This window comes from Paractinoplanes atraurantiacus, assembly GCF_900215205.1.
Taxonomy (GTDB): Bacteria; Actinomycetota; Actinomycetes; order Mycobacteriales; family Micromonosporaceae; genus Actinoplanes; species Actinoplanes atraurantiacus.
The window spans coordinates 13,248-27,860 of record NZ_OBDY01000021.1 but is presented as its reverse complement, the minus strand read 5'-3'; the positions used below and the strand labels follow the sequence as shown (position 1 = coordinate 27,860).

The window sequence follows — 14,613 nt, the reverse complement described above, 5'->3', positions numbered from 1 at the left end:
CCTTTCAGATGTTCTGTCGGTAGATCTCGTCGACCAGGCGCAGGGACTTCATCCCCTCTTCAAGATCAATTGCAAAGGCTTCCCCGGTACGCAGGCGGCGGTAGAAGTCGGCGATGAGAAGCTCATGCGAGGCGCCCCAGTAGTCACGCCCACCGGATTCGGCCCGGCGCTCGGCGATCACCTCGACCCGACCGTCCGCGTGCCGGATCGTCAGATCGCCCCGGATGACCAGCGTCGCCGCCGCGGTAGTGATCTCAATGGTCACCGGCGAGTCCACGGCATTGGCCACCGTGGAGAAGAAAACGCTGCGAGCGCCCGGCGCAGGCAGCTTGCCACCCGCGGCCGCCGGCCCTCCGCCGAGCGGCCCGACCCTGGCGTGATCAAGGACTGCGGTCACGGTGTCTTCGACTTCGCGGCCCGCGAAATGACCGATCTGGGAGGATATATCGGTCACGTCCCCGAGGAGCCATTGCAGGAGATCGAGCGTGTGGATCGCCTGGTTGATCAGGACGCCGCCGCCACTGCGCCCCATCTGTCCGCGCCAAGGGCGGGCCTGGTAATACGCGTCGTCGCGGTGCCACATGACCGTCGCCGAGGCGCCGATGACCGGGCCCAGCGAGCCCGACAGCAACAGCTCCCGGGCCGCCACCGACGCCAGGTTGTAGCGGTTCTGCAAGCACACCCCGACCGCCACCGACGGGTTGTCCTTCGCCGCCGCGAGCAATTCGTCGGCCGCCGCGACCGTGTGCGCCACCGGTTTCTCCAGCAGCACGTGCACACCCCGGGCCAGGGCGTCCAGGGCCACCGGCACATGCTGATCATGGGGAGTGCAGATGTGCACGGCGTCCGGGCGTACCTCATCAAGCAGCACCCGATGGTCGCGATAGCGACCCTCCGACGTCGCGACCAGATCCAGGCCGAGAGAGGACAGGGCGGCCAGATGCACCACCGACACCGTGCCGAGGCCGATCACCGCCACCCTCACTTGACGCTCCCCGCGGTCAGGCCGCCGACCAGATAGCGCTGGAACGCCAGGTAGAGCAGCACCACCGGCAGCGCGCAGATCAGCGCCGCCGCCATCATCTGCGAGTAGACCGGCAGCGCGCCGCCCTCCTGGGCCGAGCCGAAGATCGACAGGGCGACCGCCGCCGTGTGCGTCTCGGGCCGGGTCAGCACCGAGGCGAACAGCACGTCGTTCCAGCCGAGCAGGAAGGCGAAGATCCCCGCCACCACGATCGCCGGCAGGCTGAGCGGGAAGATGATCCGCCACAGGATGACCACCGTGGACGCGCCGTCCGTGCGGGCCGCCTCCTCCAGTTCGCGGGGCAGCCCGCGCAGATAGGTGACCATCACCCAGGTCGAGAACGGCAGCGCGAAGGTCAGGTAGGCCACGAACAGCCCCCACCTCGTGCCGATCACGGTCAGCCCCAGATAGTTGCCGGCCGAGGAGAACAGCACGAAGACCGGCAGCAGCATCAGCGTGCCCGGGATGCTCTGCAGGCCGACCAGGCCGCGCAGGATCGTGAGCCGCCCGAGGAAGCTGTACCGCACCAGCACGTACGCCGTCGTGGTGCCGAGCAGGGCCGAGGCCACCGCCGTACAGGAACAGACGATCAGGCTGTTGACGATGCCGGTCGACAGGTCGGCCGTGGTCCAGATCTTGGTGTAGCTCTCCAGACTCCACGAGCTCGGCCAGAACTCGCCCGAGGCCACGCCGACGTCGGAGTTGAGCGAGGCCAGCACGATGTACGACACGGGGATCAGCACCATCGCGCACAGCAGCACGGTCAGGGTCGCGAGCATCGGCCGCGGCAGCAACCGGGTGGCTTCCGCTGAGGCACTCACCGCTGTACCTCCTTGGCGTGCCCTCCTGGTCCTACGGACGCTTCGCTGACTTCGGTGCAGTCGGTCATCGCCGGCCCCCTTCTTCATGTACGTCGAGACGGACGGCCCGCAGGTAGACGTACAACGGGATCGCGATGATGATCAGCGACACCACCGCCATGGCCGCGCTGAGCCCGAACCGCAGGCTCTGGAAGCTGGTGACGTAGACCAGCATCGGCATCACGTTCACGTCGTCCGGCGCGGGCGCCCCGAACAGCACGAACGGCAGCGTGAAGTTGTTGATGTGGTTGAGCGTGGCCAGCAGGCAGGCCAGCAGGACCGGCCCGCGCAGGTAGGGCAGGATCACCCGGCGCAGCTTCGGCCACCAGGTCACCCCGTCCACCGCCGACGCCTCGTGCACCTCGTGGTCGACCGACTGCAGCGCCGCCAGCGCCATCAGATAGATGAACGGCCACGCCGCCCAGATCTCCACCAACACCAGCGTCCAGTACGACTTCGGGCCGCTCAGCCACAAACCGCCGTCCACGCCCACTTTGGACAACCACGCGTTCACCACGCCGTCCGGTTGCAGCATCGTCCGCCAGACCGAGGCGACGACGAAGGAGGGGAGGACGTACGGGATCAGGAAGGCGGCCCGGACCAGACCGCGCCCCCGGTAGGCGTTCTGGGTGACCAGCGCCGCCGCGATGCCGATGGGCACGGTCACCGCGGTCGACAGCACCGAGAACGAGACGCTGATCCAGATCGAGTGCAGCAGGCCCGAGTCGAACGACTCGACGTAGTTGTCGAGCCCGATGAACGGCGCCTCGATCCACCGGCGCAGCGTGTACTGGTCGAGGTCGAGCAGCGACAGGTAGACGGCCAGGGCCAGTGGGATCAGCACAATCAGGATCAGGAGGATCCCGCCGGGGGTGAGCAGCCACAGCGGGCGCTGCTGTTGCGTCACGCCCTTGCGCTTGTGAGGTGGCGGAGCCTTCTGCTCCGGCCGGACCAGGGTGGTCATCACTTGGCCCGGTCGAGCGCGGACTGTGCGGACTTCTGCGCCTCGGCCACCCGCGACTCGATCTGAGCCGGGCTGATCGAGCCCTTGGCCAGGTCGGGCAGCGACTGCACGGCCACGTTGGTCAGCGCCAGCTGGATGTCACTCCAGGCGCCGGTGAACGGCGTGGCCACCGACTTCTTCGCGGCCTCGGTGACCGGGCCGAGCGTCTCGTCGCTCGACAGCGTCTGCAGGGCGGCCGCGTTGGCCGGCAGGTTGCCGAACTTCTTGTAGTAGTCGAGCTGCACCTCCTGGTCGGTGACGAGCTTGACGTACTCGAAAGCGAGGTCCTTGTTCTTGGAGTAGTCGGCGACGAGCAGGTTGTCGCCGGAGAGGATGCTGGCGGCCTCGACGCCGTTGGCCGGGCGGCTGGTGGCGCCGGGCGGCACGGTCGGCAGCAGGGCGAACTTCCACTTGCCCTTGACCGCGCCCTGGTTGAGCGAGTTGGCGGCGGTCGTCGTGGTCAGCGCGAAATAGCCGGTCTTGCCCTTGGCGAACGCGGCCACGGCCTGCGGGTTGGTCCAGCCGACGGCGGCCGGGTCGACCACCTTGTCCTGGGCCAGCCAGCCGAAGTAGGTCTCGTACGCCTTCTGCACGGTCGGGTCCGCCAGGCGGGCCGTCTTGCCGTCGACCAGCGGGTTGCCGGCCTGGGCCGACATGCCCCAGACGAACTTCCACGGGTCGAAGTTGTCCTTGTAGGCGATGGCCAGGCCGTACTGATCGCCCTTGGTCATCTGTTTGGCCTGTTGTCCCAGCTCGTCCCACGTCGTGGCGGGCTTGTCGATGCCGGCGGCTTTCAAGATCTCGGTGTTGTACGCCATCACGAACGGCCGGCTGACCCACGGGATCCCGACCTGGTTCTGCTCGTCCGGCCCCGAGATGCCCAGCGTGGCCGGGTTGAACTTCTCCTTGCCGCCGATCTTCTTCCACTCGTCGTCGCCCAGCTTGACGAAGGCGCCGGTCGAGTAGGCGGTCGGCGTGAAGGTGGTGCCCACCGCGTACACGTCGGGCCCGGAACCGGCGACCACCGAGGTCTGTATCTTCGTGAGCTCGTCGTTGGCGCTGGCGAACGTCTCGAACTTCACCTCGGCGCCGGTCTGCGCCTTGAACTTGGCGCTGATGTCCTTCTGCCAGGCCTGGAACTCGTCCGGATACTGGGTGTTGGCGCCGATCAGGACGTTGAGCGTCTTGCCGTCCCCGCCGCCGCTGTCGTCACCGCCGCCACAGGCCGTCAGCGCGACGGCCAGAACCGTCGCACCGGCCAGCGCCGTCGCCGCACGCATCTTTCCCATCTCGATCTCCTCCGCGCTGCCGGTGCGGGGTGGTGACCCGCATCACTGTTACGCGATGGTTTCGTCGAGCGTGCGGCGGCGGCAAAGAGTTGCCAGTTGTTGCTCAGTCGAGCGTCCCGTCGGTCAGATGAGCCAGCGGTTCTTCTGGACCAGGGGAAGCTGCGCCCACCAGCGGCCGAAACCCCAGGTGTGCCCCGCGTAGGTCAGGGCCAGGACGACCGTGCCGATCGCGTAGATCACGTGGTAGTCGACGAGCGGGTTGCTCGATCCGGCGTTGCGGGCCAGAGGCCACTCCGCCGCCCACATGAGGGCCATCATGACGATCGTGGCGCCGGCGGCGATCCGCATGCCGATGCCGAGGACCAGCGCGAGCCCGATGCCGAGCAGCCCGAGCATGAACGCCCAGTCGGCCCAGGTTGCCCCCGCGATGTCGCGGAAGAAGCCCTGCAGCGGCCCGACTTCGACGTTCGACAGGAAGCCCTTGGCCGGCGAGCCACCGTTGACCCAGGCCCGCTCGGCCGGGGTGGCGAATCCGAACCCGAAGGTCTTGTCCAGGAAGGCCCACAGGAAGACCAGGCCGGTCGAGATGCGCAGGACGGCGAGGGCACGGGCGGCGGTCTTGGTGAGCATGGCGCCCGGCGCCTCGACGGTCTCGAGGTGGTTGACGCGGCTCTCAGCGGTGGCGTTCATCGTTCCTCCTCAATCGCTTGCACCACTGAGACTCCTCCCTGGCCTGTGATTTCACCCGGGCCGAATCTCCCGACCGGCCCGGGACTTTGGTCCCGGGCCGCGCGCCGCCCGATGCGCCAAGATGGACTCATGAGAGCCAAGGACGTGATGACCAGCCCCGTTCTCACCGTCGCGCCGGCCGCGCCCGTCGAGGAAGCGGTAGCCCTGCTCACCTCGCACGGCGTGACCGCCCTCCCGGTCGTCACCGAGGCCGGCGACCTGGTCGGCATGGTCAGCGAGGGCGACCTGCTGCGCCACCGCGTGCCGGTCGACCGGACAGCGCACATGCTGGCCCCGCCGTCGCCCGCCCTCGACCGTCCGGCCTCCGTCGCCGAGGCCATGACCCCGGCCCCGATCACCACGTGGCCCGGCGCCGACCTGGCCGACATCGCCGAGGCCATGCTGGCCGGTGACGTCCGCAGCATCCCCGTCCTCGACGACGGCGCGGTGGTGGGCATCGTGAGCCGCCGGGACATCCTGCGGGCGATGGTCCGTACGGACGAGGCCCTGGCCGCCGAGGTCCAGCACCGCCTCGACGAGTACGCCCCGCGCTGGACCGCGACCGTGAAGGCCGGTGCCGCCACCGTCACCGGCCCCTTCGGCGACGACACCGAGCGGGCCGTCGTGACCGCGCTGACCCGCACGGTCGCGGGCGTCGTCGCGGTGCACCTCGAGGGCTGACACGTTGATCACCGCACGCGTACGATCTCGGCGCCGCCCCTGGCCCCGGTACCGAGAAGAGTCACCATGCGCCCCACCCTGCCGCTGCTCCTGATCGCCGCCCTCGGCTCGCTGACGGCCTGCCACGCGCCCGCCCACGGCAGCACGGCCGCGCCGGCCCAGTCGCCGACCGTTTCGCCTGCGCCCCCGACCACCAAGCCGGCGCCGTCCCCGAAACCGGTCAAGCCGAAGGTCAGCAAGGCCGCCCTCGACTACTTCTTCACCGTCGGCTTGGAAGCGAAGGCCGACTCGGTCGTCAACAAGTGGACCGACGAGGTGGTCACCGTCCGCCCGCACGGCTTCACCAGCGCCGCCACGACCTGCCTGACCAAGACGATCACCGACTTCAACGCCTTGACGAAGACCACCGACCTGCGCCTGGCCGACGGCCCCGGCGACATCGAGATCTACGTCGCGCCGCTCAGCAAGTTCCGCTCCCTGGACTCCGGCTACGGCTACGCGGCCGACGACATCGCCTACTTCAGCACCGACTGGGACCAGGACCACCAGATCGACAAGGCCACCATCCTGATCCGCGCCGACGAGACCACCGCGGCCGAGCGCTGCCGCCTGATCCGGGGCGAGCTGACCGAGTCCATGGGCCTGACCGAGGAGTCGGACAAGCACCCGAGCAGCATCTTCTACAGCGAGTACTCGAGCGCCCCGTCCCAGTACTCGGCGTTGGACAAGGCAGTGATCCGCCTGATGTACGACGGCGCCATCCACCCCGGCGACAACCGGAAGACCATCACCGCCAACGTCACGGTCGGCTGACCCTCCACGATGGCCGACTTCTTCGCGGTCCTGGTGAAGGGGTGAGGTCAGCGCCTCCGGCGGGCTGTGCGGGCCCGGGCGGTGGAGCGGCGGACGACGAGGCGGACGGGCAGGACCAAGGGCTGGCCGCTGGGGCGGGCGCCCTGGGTTATGGCTATGCAGTTGCTCATGCCGGTGAAGCCCATGCGGTACAGCGGGGAGGCGATCGTCGTCAGTTGGGGCTCGACCAGCTCGTCGAAGATGATGTTGTCGAAGCCGACGACGCTGACCTGCTCGGGGACGCCGATGCCGAGCTGGCGCAGGCCCTTGAGGACGCCGATGGCCAGCTGGTCGTTGTAGGCCTGGACCGCCGTCGCCTCCAGCTCGGCCACGCGCAGGGCCGCGCTCAGACCCGCCAGGACCGTCGGGCCGTACGGGCCCACGCGCCGGGCGTCCAGATGCAGCTCGGCCGCGGCCTGTCGCAGGGCGCGCCAGCGGACGCCGTCGGACCAGCTGGTCTCGGGGCCGGCCACGTACGTGATCCGCTCGTGGCCCAGCTCGGCCAGATGTTCCACCGCTCGTTTGATGCCGCGCTCGGCGTCGTTGAGGACGCAGTTGGCCTCGGGAATGATGCGGTTGAGGAGCACCACCGGCTTGCGTCGGGCCACCATGCGCAGGGCCGAGTCGGTCATCCGGGAGCTGGCGATCACCACGCCGTCCACCTGCTCGAGTTCCTGCTCGATGGTCTGGCGCTCGACCCGCGGCGATTCGTTGGTGTGCGACAGGATCAGTTGATATCCGGCGTCGCGGGCGGCCTCGTAGGCCCCCTTGATGATGTCGCCGTAGAACGGGTTGGTGACGTCGGCGATGACCAGCGCGATCGCCTTCCGCGGCGCCTCCTCGACGGCGCTGCTGCGCTTGGCCGGGCGCACCCGGTAGCCGAGCCGGTCCGCCGCCTCGAACACCCGCTCGGCGGTGTCGGCGTTGACGCGCCCGGGCCGCGCGTAGGCGCGGGACACCGTGGACGGCGCCACCCCGGCCTCGCGAGCCACGTCGTAAATCGTCGGGCGGCCCATTTCACCGATGTTAATTGATCCACACCGATGAAACACCAGGTCCACCAAAGATGATCTTGGACGAATGGACGACTGCGCCGGTGCGCGAGGTCGGCTGGAATGAGGCGGCTACAAAGATCAACAAACGGAGACCCATGTCGTACGATCCCTCACCGCCGCCCTACCAGGGCGACGGCCACCCGCCCGTCCCGCCCGACGCCGCCCCGATCAGCCCCTACCCGCCTCCCGGAACGCCAGGGATCACGGGCACCTATCAACCACAGGTCGTTTACCCGGCGATGGGGCCGGTGGTCGTGATCGGTAATCCGGCGCCCACCTCGGGCTACGCCGTGGCCTCGATGGTCCTGGGCATCGTGGGGATCCTCGGTGGATGGTGTACCTTCGCGGTTCCGTGCGTCCTCGCCGTGGTGCTCGGGCACGCCGCGCTCCACGAGATGAAGCGGGTCCGCAAGGAAGGGCGGGGGATGGCCATCGCCGGGCTGGTGCTCGGCTATGTCTGCCTGGCCCCCGCCGCCCTCATCTTCTTCTGGGTCTTCCTCGCCGGTGCGCTGGGCGTCGCCGGCGCCGCGTGAAGCAGGGCGGAAAAGCGGGGCCGGGCCGGACAGGTCAGCTGGGTGACGTGTCCGGCGGGCGGCGCGGCCAGGCGGTGCCGTGGCCGGGGCGTCTCAGTGGGGGAGAGCGCGCGGCACCAGGCGGGTCAGCTGGGTGACGTGGGCGGCGTTCAGCTCCTCCAACGAGTGGGCGCCCAGCAGTTTCATCGTGCGGATGATCTGGTCGGTGAGGATCTGGATGGTGCGGTCGACGCCGGCCCGGCCGCCGGCCATCAGGCCGTAGAGATAGGCGCGGCCGATGAAGGTGAACTTGGCGCCCAGGGCGATGGCGGCCACGATGTCGGCGCCGTTCATGATGCCGGTGTCGACGCTGACCTCGACGTCGTTGCCGACCTCGCGGACCACCGACGGGAGCAGGTGGAACGGGATGGGGGCGCGGTCGAGCTGGCGGCCGCCGTGGTTGGACAGGACGATGCCGTCGACGCCGAAGTCGGCCAGCTTGCGGGCGTCCTCGACCGTCTGCACGCCCTTGACCGCCAGCTTGTGCGGCCACATCTCGCGGATGACGCGCAGGTCCTCGTAGCTGATCGTCGGGTCCATCGCCGCGTCCAGCAGCTCGCCGACCGTTCCTCCCGTGGCCGACAGGGAGGCGAACTCGAGTTTCGGCGTGGTCAGGAAGTCGTACCACCACCAGGGGCGGGGGATCGCGTTGGCGATCGTCTTCACGCCCAGCTGGGGCGGGATGGAGAAGCCGTTGCGCTTGTCGCGCAGGCGGGCGCCGGCCACGGGGGTGTCGACCGTGAAGAACAGGGTGTCGAAGCCCGCCTTGGCGGCGCGCTCGGTCAAGGCGTACGAGATCTCGCGCTTGTTCATGACGTAGAGCTGGAACCAGTTGCGGCCGGTCGGGTTGGCCTCCTTGACCGTCTCGATGCTCGTGGTGCCGAGCGTGGAGAGGGTGAAGGGGATGCCCGCGGCGCCGGCCGCGGACGCGCCGGCCGTCTCGCCCTCGGTCTGCATGAGGCGGGTGAAACCGGTGGGGGCGATGCCGAACGGCAGGGCCGACGGGCCGCCGAAGACCGTGGTCGAGGTGTCGACGTTCGCCACGTCGCGCAGGACGTTCGGGTGGAACTCGATGTCTTTGAACGCCTGGCGGGCCCGGGCCAGGGACAGCTCACCCTCGGCGGCGCCGTCGGTGTAGTCGAAGGCGGCGCGCGGGGTGCGGCGCTTGGCGATCAGGCGGAGGTCTTCGATCGTCAGCGCGGCCTCGAGGCGCCCGGCGCGCCCGAGCCGCGGCTTCTTGAACTGCATGAGCTCGAAGATCTCGGCGGGTTTGGGGAACTGACGTTGTACCACCGGTGTCTCCTCAGGCGCGGGACCTATGAGACTAGTACCGCCCGGACCAGTGCGGACAGCTCGGGCCACAGGTCGACAGCGGCGCCGATGGTCAGCTCGGGGGTGAAGTCGTCGCCGTGGCCGCCCAGGATGACGCCGGCCTCGCGGGCGATCAGGGCGCCGGCCGCGATGTCCCACAGGTTCGTGTCGAGGCACAGGCCGCCGTCGAGGCGCCCGGCGGCCTGATAGGCCAGGTTGAGGGCGGCCGGCAGGCGGCGGATGTCGCCGGAGACCGGCAGCAGATCGCGGATGACCTTGCCGGCGCGGTCCTTGGTGGCCGGGTTGGGCTGGAAGCTGATGCCGACCAGCGCCTTGTCGAGCGACGGGCCTCCGGTCACCTGCAACGAAACACCGTTGAGGAACGCGCCGCCGCCGTCGACCGCGCTGAACGTCTCGTCCGCGACCGGCTCGTGCACGACCGCGACCCGGGGCTGATCACCCTCGTAGAGGGCCACGCAGACCGACCACGGGCCGGTGCGGCTGATGTAGTTGCGGGTGCCGTCGAGCGGGTCGACCACCCACATCCAGCCGCTCGTGCCGGGCCGGCCGTGGCCCTCCTCGGCCTGCACCGCGTCGTCCGGCCAGGCCGCGGTGATCGCGTCGACGATGAGGCGCTCGCTGGCGATGTCGACGTCGGAGACGACGTCGTTGGCGTGCGCCTTGGGCGCGCCGACCCGCAGGGTGTCGTGCCGCTCGAGCTGCAAGCGGCCGGCCTGGACGGCGACGGTGGCGGCGAGGTCACGCGCCGCGGCAAGATCCCGGTTCATCGGGGGCCAGACTAGCGGTAGTCGGCGACCAGGTCCTCGTACTCGGGGTGCTCGGCGACGAACTGGGCGAAGAACGGGCAGGAGGGTACGACCTGCACGCCGCGGGCGCGGAATTCGTCGAGGGTACGGGCGGCCAGCTCATTGCCGAGGCCGCGACCGCGCAGAGCCGGGTCGATCTCGCTGTGCACGATGATCGCCACGCCGTCGCGCATCCGGTAGTCGGCCTTGCCGCCCCACTCGCCGTCGACCGTGAGCTCGAAGCGGCGGTGGGAGGGGTTGTCCCGTACAGCGATGTCGCTCATTGCCCAAATGTAGGGTCGCGGGGGCCCCGTACCCTTGCAAGGGTGTTGAAACCCACCCGGCGAATCGCCGCCGCACTCACCTCAGCCGCCCTCGGCCTCGCGTTGCTCACCGGTTGCAGCAGCGACAACGTCGACTGCGGACTCGACCAGTGCACCGTGACGATCCAGCGGGAGACGAGCGCCAGCGCGAGCTTCCTCGGTGTCGAGGCGAAATTCATCAGCGCCGACGCCAACACGGTCACCCTCGAGGTGGCCGGCGAGCAGATCAGTCTGACCAAGGGCCAGCAGGCCGTCGAGGTCGCCGGCCTGCAGGTGCAGCTCGACAGCGTCACCGCCGAGACAATCGGACTTCAGGTGTCAAAGGCCTGATCGGTTTGGAGATCTTGCGTTCTGGTGACATTCGGAAGCATGACAAGCACCGCCTCTGACGCCAAGTACGCAGCCTCTCGGGCCGCCGACAGTAAGCCGCTGGAGTATCTGGCCCGGGGCGGCTTCATCGGCTACGGCATCATCCACCTCATCTTCGCCTGGATCGCTCTCCAGGTGGCCTTCCAGGGCTCCTCCCAGGAGAGCGACCAGTCGGGCGCCCTGCAGACGCTGGCCGGCAACGGCCTCGGCAAGACGCTCCTGGTCGTCATCGCGATCGGCATGGCCGCGATGGCGATCTGGCAGGCGTTCGAGGCGATCATCGGCGAGAGCGGCGAGCAGAACCGCACGGCCATCGCCGAGCGCGTCCTCTCCGGCGTCCGCGCCGTCCTGTACGGCTACCTCGCCTTCCTCGCGGTCAAGATCCTCCAGGGCTCGAACGCCTCGATGGGCGACAACTCGCAGAGCAAGTCGTCCACCTTGATGGACAGCACCGGCGGCCGATGGCTGATCGGGCTGGCCGGTCTCGTGGTCCTCGGTGTCGGCGTCGGCATGGCGATCTACGGCCTGAAGCGCAAGTTCGTCAAGCACCTCAACACCCAGGAGATGACGCACGGCACGCGCCAGCCGATCATCCGCCTGGGCATGGCCGGGTACGCGGCCAAGGGCGTCGCCTACGCGATCGCCGGTGTCCTGTTCGTCGTCGCCGCCGTCACCTACGACCCGGAGAAGGCCCGCGGCCTCGACGCCGCGCTCAAGACGCTGGCCGGCAACTCGTGGGGCGTCTGGCTGCTGGCCCTGATCGCGGTCGGGATCGCCGCTTTCGGCGTCTACTGCATCGCGCAGGCCAAGTACCGCAAAGTGTGAGCAATTCCCTCTTCCGCTGCGAGACAGTTGCGGGGACCGGCGACCTGGGCAAGGTAGGTCGCCGTTCCCCGCTTTCTGCGACAGGAGAGGAATGTGCCTGACGTACTCAAGGCCGCGCTGATCGTTCTCGGGTCGGCCGGCCTCGCCATAGTGGTGGTGGAGATCCTGCACCGGCTGGTCACCAAGGCCGGTCACCGGTCGGCCGTCGCGGCCGACCTGGCCCGCACGGCCCACCGCCCGTTCCTGGCCTCGGCCACGGTCTTCGCCGTGCAGCAGGCCATCCGGGCCGGCGCCGGCGAGTTCCCGGCGCGGGCGGGCGTGCTGCACACCCTGGTCATCCTGTTCATCGCCTCGTTCGCCTGGCTGGTGGCCGCGCTGCTGCTGGTGCTGGAGGACGCCGCGCTCAACCGCTGGCGTCTCGACGTGCCGGACAACCTCAGGCGCCGCCGCTTCAAGACGCAGGTGGTGATCCTGCGCCGGGTCACCGTGGCCGCCATCGTGATCATCGCGCTAGGCGTGGCGCTGATGACCTTCCCGAACATCCGGGCCCTCGGCGCCAGCGTGCTGGCCTCGGCCGGCATCGTCAGCGTGGTCGCGGCCCTGGCCGCGCAGAGCACGCTCGGCAACGTCTTCGCCGGGCTGCAGCTGGCCTTCAGCGACGCCGTGCGGGTCGACGACGTGGTGGTGGTCGAGGGGGAGTGGGGCCGCATCGAGGAGCTCACCCTCACCTATGTGGCGGTGCAGATCTGGGACGACCGGCGGCTCATCCTGCCCACCTCCTACTTCACGACCAAACCCTTTCAGAATTGGACGCGTACGGGTTCCGCGGTGCTCGGCACGGCGGAGGTCGACGTGGACTGGGCCACCGACATCGAGCCGCTGCGCTCGGAGCTGCGCACCACATGCGAGGGCTCGGAGCTGTGGGACGGCCGGGTCTGTGTGCTCCAGGTGACCGACGCGGTCGGCGGGATGGTGCGCCTGCGGGCGCTGGTGAGCGCGAACGACGCCGGCGCGCTGTGGGATCTGCGCTGCCTGGTCCGCGAGCGGCTGGTGAACTTCATCTGGCGGCACCAGCGCGACTCGATGCCGCGGGTGCGGGCCGACCTGAGCCAGCCCGGCCCGGCCGGGCCCGTACGCCCGGTCCCCAAGCCCGATCCCGACTCGCCGGACTCGCGGGTCTTCTCCGGTGGGGACGACGGTGACAGCCGGGGTATCGCCTTCGGCGGCCCGGAGGAGCCGGTTGCGGCAACCGTCCAGCGTTGATCACTTCTGCCGGGTTTCCAGCAACAGGATTGACTCTCCGGTGATCAGGGCATACACCGAGACACGGAAGGAGGTCACCATGGCCGATGTTCTGAACGGCAGTGAGGCCAAACCGCTCGCCGATCAGTCCACCGCCGAGTTGGTGCAGCGCGCGAGCGACCAGGTCAGCAGGCTGGTCCGGGACGAGATAGCGCTGGCCAAGGCGGAACTCGCGGAGAAGGGCAAGCACGCCGGCATCGGGATCGGCCTGTTCGCCGGGGGCGGCGTCTTCGCCCTGTACGGCGTGGGTGCCCTCATCGCGACGCTGATCATCGTGTTCAGCCTGTTCCTCGATCTGTGGCTGGCGGCCCTGATCGTCACGGTCGCGCTCTTCGTGATCGCCGGCGTGTTGGCGCTGATCGGCAAGAAGCAGGTGTCCAAGGCGGTGCCGCCGGAGCCGAGCGCCGCGATCGAGAGCGTCAAGGCCGACGTCGATCAGGTCAAGCTGGCGGTCGCCAAGGAGCGGAACAAGGCATGAGCGTGGACGACAAGAGCCAGACCCCGGTGCCGAAACCGACGGTGGAGGAGCTCCGGGCCGAGATCAAGCAGACCCGGGCCGAGCTCGGTGAGACCGTGCAGGCGCTGGCCGCCAAGGCCGACGTCAAGGCGCGGGCCAAGGACCAGGTCGAGCAGACGAAGCAGCGCGTCCTCGACAAAGTGCGCTCGACCGCCGACAAGGTCAACCAGACTGGCGAGGAGGCGGTGCGCACGAGTCCCGTACCGCTGCAGTTGGTCGTGGCCGGTGTGGTCGCGATCGTGGGTGTCATTCTGATCGTTCGAGGGAGGCGCCGGTGAGCGGCAAGGTTTCCAAGCTCGCCTACAAGCCGGTCGGGATTCTGCTGGGCATCGGGGCGGGCGCGGTCGCCGGCTTCGTCTTCAAAGAGGTCTGGAAGGTGGCCTCCGGAGACGACGACGCACCGAACGCCACCGATGAGGACCGTGGATGGGGCGAGATTCTCGCGGCGGCCGCGTTGCAGGGTGCGATCTTCGCACTCGTGAAGGCGGCCGTCGATCGGGGCGGCGCCGCCGGTGTTCGGAAACTGACTGGTCAATGGCCTGACTGAAGTCGGGTTAAGAGGCGACGGCCTCCCACATCGCGAGAGCGAAGTGGGGGGCCCTTTCTTGGTTAGGTCAGACGAATCCGCTGACCTTTTTCGTATTGGCTTGGGGGGAGCTTTACGAGGCTCTTTTCAGGTACAGTGTGCCCAGTTTTTGCGTAAGTGGTTCGCTGCTTCCGCCATGCGTCAGTGATCCAGCCGGGATCAATGATCTTGACGGATGGGACGTCCTCTGAAAGGCCGCCTCACGGCGCCGCTGCTCGAAAACGGTCATCGGCCCGGGGTATCACGGGGCCGGCATTTTCAGAAGGAGAGTTCAGCATGGCGCAAGGAACCGTGAAGTGGTTCAACGCAGACAAGGGCTTCGGCTTCATCACCGTTGACGGCGGGGGTGCTGACGTGTTCGTCCACTTCTCGGCCATCCAGACGAGCGGTTACCGCACGCTGGAGGAGAACCAGCGGGTCGAGTTCGAGATCGCCCAGGGCCAGAAGGGCCCGCAGGCGGAGCAGGTTCGCCCGCTCTGAGACCCTGCCGGCCCTAGGCCGGCTGCCGA

19 protein-coding genes are annotated in these 14,613 nt (G+C 68.9%); 10 read left to right on the top strand and 9 right to left on the bottom strand.

Going from position 1 to position 14,613, the window contains the following annotated elements; translation table 11 throughout:
• Nucleotides 1-4: 4 nt before the first annotated feature.
• The 5 genes from CRP55_RS34660 to CRP55_RS34640 all read right to left on the bottom strand — a co-directional run bounded on the left by CRP55_RS34660 (nt 5) and on the right by CRP55_RS34640 (nt 4,866).
• Complete coding sequence (locus tag CRP55_RS34660; protein WP_097325854.1) at nt 5-979, bottom strand: Gfo/Idh/MocA family protein; 975 nt, start codon at nt 977-979, stop codon at nt 5-7.
• 2 nt (nt 980-981) lie between these two features.
• On the bottom strand, nt 982-1,845 hold the full coding sequence (locus CRP55_RS34655; RefSeq protein WP_218854772.1) for a carbohydrate ABC transporter permease: 864 nt from the start codon (nt 1,843-1,845) through the stop codon (nt 982-984).
• Nucleotides 1,846-1,909: 64 nt separating this feature from the next.
• The gene (locus CRP55_RS34650) at nt 1,910-2,848 is read right to left on the bottom strand and encodes a carbohydrate ABC transporter permease (RefSeq protein ID WP_097325850.1); all 939 of its coding nucleotides are present in this window, start codon (nt 2,846-2,848) and stop codon (nt 1,910-1,912) included.
• Nucleotides 2,848-4,176 (bottom strand): ABC transporter substrate-binding protein, encoded by a 1,329-nt coding sequence (locus tag CRP55_RS34645; RefSeq protein ID WP_245923567.1) that lies wholly within the window; start codon nt 4,174-4,176, stop codon nt 2,848-2,850. The genes CRP55_RS34650 and CRP55_RS34645 overlap by 1 nt, the downstream gene beginning before the upstream one ends.
• 123 nt (nt 4,177-4,299) lie before the next feature.
• Nucleotides 4,300-4,866 carry a DoxX family membrane protein gene (locus tag CRP55_RS34640; RefSeq protein WP_097325848.1) on the bottom strand — a complete coding sequence of 189 codons (567 nt, stop codon included), beginning with the start codon at nt 4,864-4,866 and terminating at the stop codon, nt 4,300-4,302.
• 129 nt (nt 4,867-4,995) lie between these two features.
• Between CRP55_RS34640 and CRP55_RS34635 the strand changes: the two genes are divergently transcribed.
• Together CRP55_RS34635 and CRP55_RS34630 are read left to right on the top strand one after the other, a co-directional pair.
• The gene (locus tag CRP55_RS34635) at nt 4,996-5,586 is read left to right on the top strand and encodes a CBS domain-containing protein (RefSeq protein ID WP_097325846.1); all 591 of its coding nucleotides are present in this window, start codon (nt 4,996-4,998) and stop codon (nt 5,584-5,586) included.
• Nucleotides 5,587-5,652: 66 nt separating this feature from the next.
• Nucleotides 5,653-6,399, top strand: coding sequence for a DUF2927 domain-containing protein (locus tag CRP55_RS34630; RefSeq protein WP_097325844.1), 747 nt, complete (start codon nt 5,653-5,655; stop codon nt 6,397-6,399).
• A gap of 47 nt (nt 6,400-6,446) precedes the next feature.
• Here CRP55_RS34630 and CRP55_RS34625 read toward each other — a convergent pair whose 3' ends face one another.
• Nucleotides 6,447-7,454, bottom strand: coding sequence for a LacI family DNA-binding transcriptional regulator (locus CRP55_RS34625; protein WP_097325842.1), 1,008 nt, complete (start codon nt 7,452-7,454; stop codon nt 6,447-6,449).
• Nucleotides 7,455-7,588: 134 nt separating this feature from the next.
• Here CRP55_RS34625 and CRP55_RS34620 point away from each other — a divergent pair, with 134 nt between their 5' ends.
• Nucleotides 7,589-8,026, top strand: coding sequence for a DUF4190 domain-containing protein (locus CRP55_RS34620; RefSeq protein WP_179855457.1), 438 nt, complete (start codon nt 7,589-7,591; stop codon nt 8,024-8,026).
• A gap of 93 nt (nt 8,027-8,119) precedes the next feature.
• On the opposite strand, the gene CRP55_RS34615 is transcribed toward CRP55_RS34620, so the two are convergent.
• The 3 genes from CRP55_RS34615 to CRP55_RS34605 are packed head-to-tail and all read right to left on the bottom strand — an operon-like array spanning nt 8,120 to nt 10,466.
• Nucleotides 8,120-9,358, bottom strand: coding sequence for an alpha-hydroxy acid oxidase (locus CRP55_RS34615; protein ID WP_097325839.1), 1,239 nt, complete (start codon nt 9,356-9,358; stop codon nt 8,120-8,122).
• 23 nt (nt 9,359-9,381) lie between these two features.
• Entirely contained in the window at nt 9,382-10,164 is a 783-nt protein-coding gene (locus tag CRP55_RS34610; RefSeq protein WP_097325838.1) for an inositol monophosphatase family protein, read from the bottom strand.
• An 11-nt stretch (nt 10,165-10,175) separates the two neighbouring features.
• Nucleotides 10,176-10,466: a GNAT family N-acetyltransferase gene (locus tag CRP55_RS34605; protein ID WP_097325836.1), complete on the bottom strand. Its 291-nt coding sequence runs from the start codon at nt 10,464-10,466 to the stop codon at nt 10,176-10,178.
• 42 nt (nt 10,467-10,508) lie between these two features.
• Between CRP55_RS34605 and CRP55_RS34600 the strand changes: the two genes are divergently transcribed.
• From CRP55_RS34600 to CRP55_RS34570, 7 genes are all read left to right on the top strand, one after another.
• Nucleotides 10,509-10,835 carry a hypothetical protein gene (locus CRP55_RS34600; protein WP_097325834.1) on the top strand — a complete coding sequence of 109 codons (327 nt, stop codon included), beginning with the start codon at nt 10,509-10,511 and terminating at the stop codon, nt 10,833-10,835.
• A 39-nt stretch (nt 10,836-10,874) separates the two neighbouring features.
• Nucleotides 10,875-11,699: a DUF1206 domain-containing protein gene (locus CRP55_RS34595; protein WP_097325832.1), complete on the top strand. Its 825-nt coding sequence runs from the start codon at nt 10,875-10,877 to the stop codon at nt 11,697-11,699.
• 93 nt (nt 11,700-11,792) lie between these two features.
• Nucleotides 11,793-12,962, top strand: coding sequence for a mechanosensitive ion channel family protein (locus CRP55_RS34590; RefSeq protein WP_097325830.1), 1,170 nt, complete (start codon nt 11,793-11,795; stop codon nt 12,960-12,962).
• Between the two features lie 79 nt (nt 12,963-13,041).
• Nucleotides 13,042-13,479: a phage holin family protein gene (locus tag CRP55_RS34585; RefSeq protein ID WP_097325828.1), complete on the top strand. Its 438-nt coding sequence runs from the start codon at nt 13,042-13,044 to the stop codon at nt 13,477-13,479.
• Nucleotides 13,476-13,796 (top strand): DUF3618 domain-containing protein, encoded by a 321-nt coding sequence (locus CRP55_RS34580; RefSeq protein ID WP_097325826.1) that lies wholly within the window; start codon nt 13,476-13,478, stop codon nt 13,794-13,796. The genes CRP55_RS34585 and CRP55_RS34580 overlap by 4 nt, the downstream gene beginning before the upstream one ends.
• Nucleotides 13,793-14,065: a DUF4235 domain-containing protein gene (locus CRP55_RS34575; RefSeq protein WP_097325825.1), complete on the top strand. Its 273-nt coding sequence runs from the start codon at nt 13,793-13,795 to the stop codon at nt 14,063-14,065. The genes CRP55_RS34580 and CRP55_RS34575 overlap by 4 nt, the downstream gene beginning before the upstream one ends.
• 315 nt (nt 14,066-14,380) lie before the next feature.
• Nucleotides 14,381-14,584: a cold-shock protein gene (locus CRP55_RS34570; protein ID WP_011905669.1), complete on the top strand. Its 204-nt coding sequence runs from the start codon at nt 14,381-14,383 to the stop codon at nt 14,582-14,584.
• The last annotated feature ends 29 nt before the right edge of the window (nt 14,585-14,613 follow it).